Here is a 5313-nt window from a genome sequence, read left to right on the forward strand (position 1 = left end):
CTCAGCCGTCGCGCGAGCGCGCTACCTGAGCGGCGGGGCGACGCCGGAGGCGAGCCGCGCCGCCGCCGTCCGGGCCCGCGATCACGCCGCCGGGGCCGGAGCACGAGGTCACCGCGGGCGGGTTCCGGCGGCTCATCCAGGCCGTCGGAGGCGGGCACGGGGACGTCGACGCCGAGTACCAGCTGCGGCTCCAGCAGCCGTTCCACGGGACGCGGCACGTGGTCGTGCTCGGCTGCACCGGCGGCGCCGGGCAGACCGTCACGGCGCTGATGCTCGGGCACACGTTCGCGCAGCACAACGGCGAGCCCGTCGTCGCGGTGGACGTCAACCCCGGGCCCGGCGCGCTGGCCCGCCGCACGCGCAGCGAGACCAACGAGACCCTGACCGGTCTCATCACCCGCGCCGACCAGGTGGGCAGCCTCACCGCGATGCGCCGGTACACCTCGCAGGCCAAGTCGGGGCTCGACGTCATCGCCGCGGGCAAGAACCCGCTCCAGGCGCTCGACGACCGCGACTACGCGCTGGCGATCCGGACGATCGACCGGTTCTACTCGGTGACGCTGCTGGACGCGGCGGCGGCGGTCGTCGCCCGGGTGCTGCCCTACGCCGACCAGATCGTCCTCGTCGCGCCCGCGAGCGCCGACGCGCCGCGCGCGGTGGCGATGACGTTCGAGTGGCTGGACGGGCACGGGTACGAGGAGCTGCGGTCCCGGGCCGTCACGGTCATCAACGGGGTGAGCCGCCGCAGCATGGACGACGTCGAGCAGGCCGAGGCCGTGGCGCGGGGCCGCTGCCGGGCCCTGGTGCGGATCCCGTGGGATGATCACCTGAGCATGGACCGCGCGCCGCGCAATGAGCTGAAGTCGTTGCGCGCGCCGACGCGGCGTGCCTATCTTGCCCTCGCCGGCGTGGTCGCCGGCGGGTTCACCGTCGTGCCCGAGCGTTACCAGGAGCTTCAGCAGGAGCAGGAGGCCACCCGATGAGCGCCCCTCGCGGGCATCGAGCGGAGCGGACCGGCGGGGTGCGGTCGCGCCCGGCGGGCAAGCCCGTCCCCCGCCAGGCATGCCTGGCGGGCAGGCCTGATCTTGCTGACCCTCCGGACGGTGAACACTCTCCCGGGCAACCCTTCAGCGGCCCCTGCGCATCGGGAGAATCAGTGGGCGGAACCGAGGCCGGGAGGACGGCATGAGCAAGTCCAGCCGGCTGGCGGTGCGGTACTTCGACGACCGGGTGCTGCTCACCGACAACGCCGCGTGGGGATACTTCCGGCTGCCGACGGTGTCGTACGAGTTCACCACCGGTGAGGAGCGCGAGGCGCTCGCCACCAACATCACGATCGCGCTCGCCGGCATCCGGATGCAGGACGCCGAGGTACACCTGCGGATCGCGCACCGGACGTACCCGGCGGCCGAGTGGGCGCTCGCGCTGGACCGCACGTCCGACGCCGGGGCGGGGTGGCGGCAGTACCTGGAGGAGACCTACGCCCACGTGTGGGCCAAGGACTTCTGGACCAAGGAGGTCTACCTCGGCGTCCGGCTCGGGCCGCGCGGCATGGGCGCGCAGCTGTCCGGCGGCGTGCTCGCGCAGCTCCTCGGGTTCTACAAGCGCAGCGAGAACGTCCTCGGCGTCAACGACGACGCGATCGATAAGAAGGAGATCGCGCGCTGGACGGAGCAGGCCGAACGGATCGGACGCGCCCTGGGCGGGTCCGCCCTGTACGCCCGGCACGCCACCTCGACCGAGGTGGCGTGGCTGTTCCAGCACGCGGTGACGGGCTCGCTGGCCGACCCGCCGCCGTCGGCGGTGCCGCGCCGCACCTGGGGCAAGGGCGAGATCGAGGCGCTGGTCGAGGGCGCCATCCACAACGGGCGCTCCTACCTGCGGGTGGAGCAGCCGAACTTCACCGGCGCGGGCGGCGGCGCGACCGCCGCGTCCTACGTGGCCTACCTGTCGTTCGCGCGGTTCCCCGACATGATGCCGTTCCCGGACGGCGAGCCGTGGTTCCACTACGCCGACGCGCTGCCCTTCCCGGTGGAGATCAGCGCGCGGATGAAGCTGATCCCGCCCGCGAAGGCGTCCAAGGACGTCTCGCGGAAGCTGGCGCACGCGCGTGACATGGACCAGCACATCCGGGAGGCGGGCGCGGAGGCGCCGATCGCGCTGGCGGAGCAGATCGACGCGGCGCGGATGCTGGAGCACGGCATCACCAAGGAGCGGCTCCCGTTCGTGTACGGCTGGCACCGGCTGATCGTGTCCGCGCCGACGGAGGACCTGCTCGCGCAGCGGGTGGACGCGGTGGTGGAGCACTACCGCGACATCGGCATCGACGTCGTCAACTCGACCGGCGACCAGTTCTCGCTGTTCCTGGAGTCGCTGCCGGGCGACCGGATCCGGCTGAACGCCTACGCGCAGCGCCAGCCGCTGCGGACCATCGCGGGCGGGATGCCCGTCGCGACCGTCGACCTCGGCGACCGCCCGGACGACAACGACGAGGGCTGGATCGGCCCCTACATCGGCGAAACGCTCGGCCGGGCCAGGTCGATCGTCCACTTCGACCCGCTCGTCGCCGCGGCGCGCAACCGCCCCACGGCGGTGGCGATCACCGGTGAGCCCGGCGGCGGCAAGACGACGCTCGCGCTGCTGCTGATCTACCAGATGGCGTTGCGCGGCGTGACCGTCGCCGCGATCGACCCCAAGGGCGACGCCGAGTCGCTGGTGGAGCTGCTGCGGGCGCGGGGGCGCAAGGCGCGGATCCTGCCGCTCGGCTCCGCCGCGCCGGGCCTGCTCGACCCGTTCTCGTTCGGCGACGACCTCGCGGCCAGGAAGACCATGGCCACCGAGACGCTCCGGCTGCTGCTGCCGCGCATGTCGGAGGAGCGCGAGTCCGCGATGATCCAGGCGGTCGGCGCCGTCGCCAACGGCGAGCGGCCCTCGCTCGGCCGGGTCGTCGACTACCTGGAGGCCGCCGCCGACCCGGCGTCCAAGAACCTCGGCGCGGTCTTGCGCTCGATGTCGGAGATGCGGCTCGCGCGGCTGTGCTTCGACCCATCCGGCGGCGAGCGCATCGACAGCGCCGGATGGACGACGGTGTTCACGCTCGGCGGCCTGACCCTCCCGGACGTCGCCATCTCCCGCGAGGACTACTCCTACGAGCAGCGGCTGTCGGTCGCGCTGATGTACCTGGTGTCGCAGTTCGCGCGGCGCCTCATGCACGGGCTCGACCGGCGCCTGCCCAAGGCCATCTTCCTGGACGAGGCGTGGGCCATCACCTCGACGCCCGAGGGGGCCAAGCTCGTCCCGGAGGTGTCGCGCATGGGCCGGTCCCGCAACACGGCCCTGATCCTGGTCTCCCAGAACGCCGGGGACCTGCTGAACGAACAGGTGACCAACTGCCTGTCGTCGGTGTTCTCCTTCCGCTCCACCGAACGGGTCGAGGTGGGCAACGTGATGTCGCTGCTCGGGGTGGAGACCTCCGAGGAGCACAAGGCGGTGCTGCGCAACCTCGGCAACGGCGAGTGCATCTTCCGCGACCTCGACGGCAGGGCCGGGCGCATCGGCGTCGACCTGATCTCCGAGGAACTGCGGCGCTGGCTGGACACCAACCCGACCCGGTCCAGGCCGGGATCGTCCGAGCTCACCACCGCGGGGGCAGAGGCCGAGGAGGTTCGTCGATGAGGGGAACCCGGCACCGGACGGCGCGGCTGCAGCGCTCACCCGGCGAAGGGCTCGACCACGCCGACCCGCGCCGCGGCCGCCGCCGCGGGCACCGGGCCCGCCGCTCGGTCCTGCTCGTGATGGTGGTGACCATCTTCATGGTGGGGCTGTCACCGATGGCGGGCGCCGGCCCGTTCGGGTCCGATCCCTGCCGTCCGGCCGACAGCCCGTCTCCCGAGCAGTACGGGTCGGGGACGGACGGGCTCATCAAGCCGCCGGACTACCCGAACGAGAAGCTGAAGAAGACCACCGTCGAGCAGCTGACCTACTACGACCGGTACGGGATGGCCGGGCAGAGCTGGTACGCGGTCGACATGGGGTGCTCGGACGCGATGGCGATGATGGGCAACGCCCTCGCCAACACGACGTTCACCCTCGTCCGGGCGATCGACCGGACGACGATCAGCGTCTACCAGGCGGCGGCGTCGGAGTCGCTGCTGGGCTGGCTGAAGGACACCGTCGACGGCGTCATCAGCGGGATGGGCAAGACGTTCAACGCCCGGTACTGGTCGTGGGTGGTCATCCTCGGCGCGATGTGGCTGGCCTGGTGGGGGCTCGTCCGCCGCCGGGCGAGCAAGGTCACCGAGGGCGTGATCTGGATGGTCGCGGCGATGGTGGCGCTCATCTGGCTGGTCGCGCGTCCGGCGGACTTCACCACGCTCGGGACGAAGGTGTCGGAGGCGACGAGCGCGGCGTTCAACGCGGCGTTGCCGCAGAGCGATACCAAGGGGGGCGTGTGCGTGCCGCCGCCCGAGGGCAAGCAGGACCCGGCGGCCTCGCCGAACCTGGACGCGACCACCCGGAACGCGAACGGGCTGTGGGTGGCGCTGGTGTGCAAGCCGTGGCTGCAGGGCGAGTTCGGGACCACCGACCCCAACGAGAAGGTCGTCCGGGACAACGCCGACAAGCTGCTGTGGGCGCAGGCCGTGGACATGCCGGAGACCTACGGCGGGCAGAAGGTCGATCTGGGGAAGAAGGCCGACGCCTACAAGGACGTCACCAAGAACATCAAACAGGAACATCCAGGGACGTATTCGCTCTTCCAGGGCAAGAACTGGCAGAACCGGCTGGCGGTCGCGTTCGGCGGGCTGTTCGCGGCCCTGGTCGCCGGACTGCTCATCATGATCATCGCGGTCGCGCTGATCGTGGTGAAGATCGCCTTCCTGCTGCTGCTGGTCGCCGGGCCGATCTTCCTCGGCATCGGGATCCATCCGGGCATCGGCCGTGTCATCGCCGTCCGCTGGCTGGAGCTGCTGCTGTCGATGCTGCTGAAGCAGGCGGCGCTGATCGGCGTGCTGTCGCTGCTGCTGTGGGCGTACGGGCTGATCCTCGGCGAGACGCTGCCGTGGGGCCTGCAGATCCTGCTCATCGCGCTCGTGACGTTCGCGGCGTTCGTCTACCGCAAGCCGTTCCAGCACCTGTTCTCCGCCGTGGGGTACTCGGCGGTCGGGGCGCGTGACAAGGGCGAGGCGCACCTCGACAAGTCGATCGTGGAGGCGCGCAAGAACACGGCGGCGGTCGCGGGCGCGGTCGCGCCCGGCGCGGCCGGATACCGGCTCGGCCGGTGGGGCAAGCGCGACGCCGCGGCGGACGCGGCGG

The 5313-nt window shown here is 71.8% G+C and carries 4 protein-coding genes; 3 read left to right on the top strand and 1 reads right to left on the bottom strand.

The window, feature by feature from the left end; translation table 11 throughout:
* The coding region (locus E1291_RS43560; protein WP_207401176.1) for a hypothetical protein at window positions 1-218 on the bottom strand (218 nt) is incomplete at its 3' end.
* Here E1291_RS43560 and E1291_RS38700 point away from each other — a divergent pair.
* From E1291_RS38700 to E1291_RS38710, 3 genes are all read left to right on the top strand, one after another.
* Window positions 219-983, top strand: coding sequence for a MinD/ParA family ATP-binding protein (locus E1291_RS38700; RefSeq protein WP_131742998.1), 765 nt, complete (start codon window positions 219-221; stop codon window positions 981-983).
* Between the two features lie 202 nt (window positions 984-1185).
* Window positions 1186-3675, top strand: coding sequence for an ATP-binding protein (locus E1291_RS38705; RefSeq protein WP_131742999.1), 2490 nt, complete (start codon window positions 1186-1188; stop codon window positions 3673-3675).
* Window positions 3672-5313: type IV secretion system protein (locus E1291_RS38710; protein ID WP_131743000.1), on the top strand; the 1642-nt coding region annotated here is incomplete at its 3' end. The genes E1291_RS38705 and E1291_RS38710, both read left to right, overlap by 4 nt.

This window comes from Actinomadura roseirufa, assembly GCF_900659635.1.
Lineage (GTDB): Bacteria > Actinomycetota > Actinomycetes > Streptosporangiales > Streptosporangiaceae > Spirillospora > Spirillospora roseirufa.

Coding starts and splice junctions, on each gene's coding strand:
- E1291_RS38705 (WP_131742999.1), top strand. CDS start 1,186: ATGAGCAAGTCCAGCCGGCTGGCGGTGCGGTACTTCGACGACCGGGTG.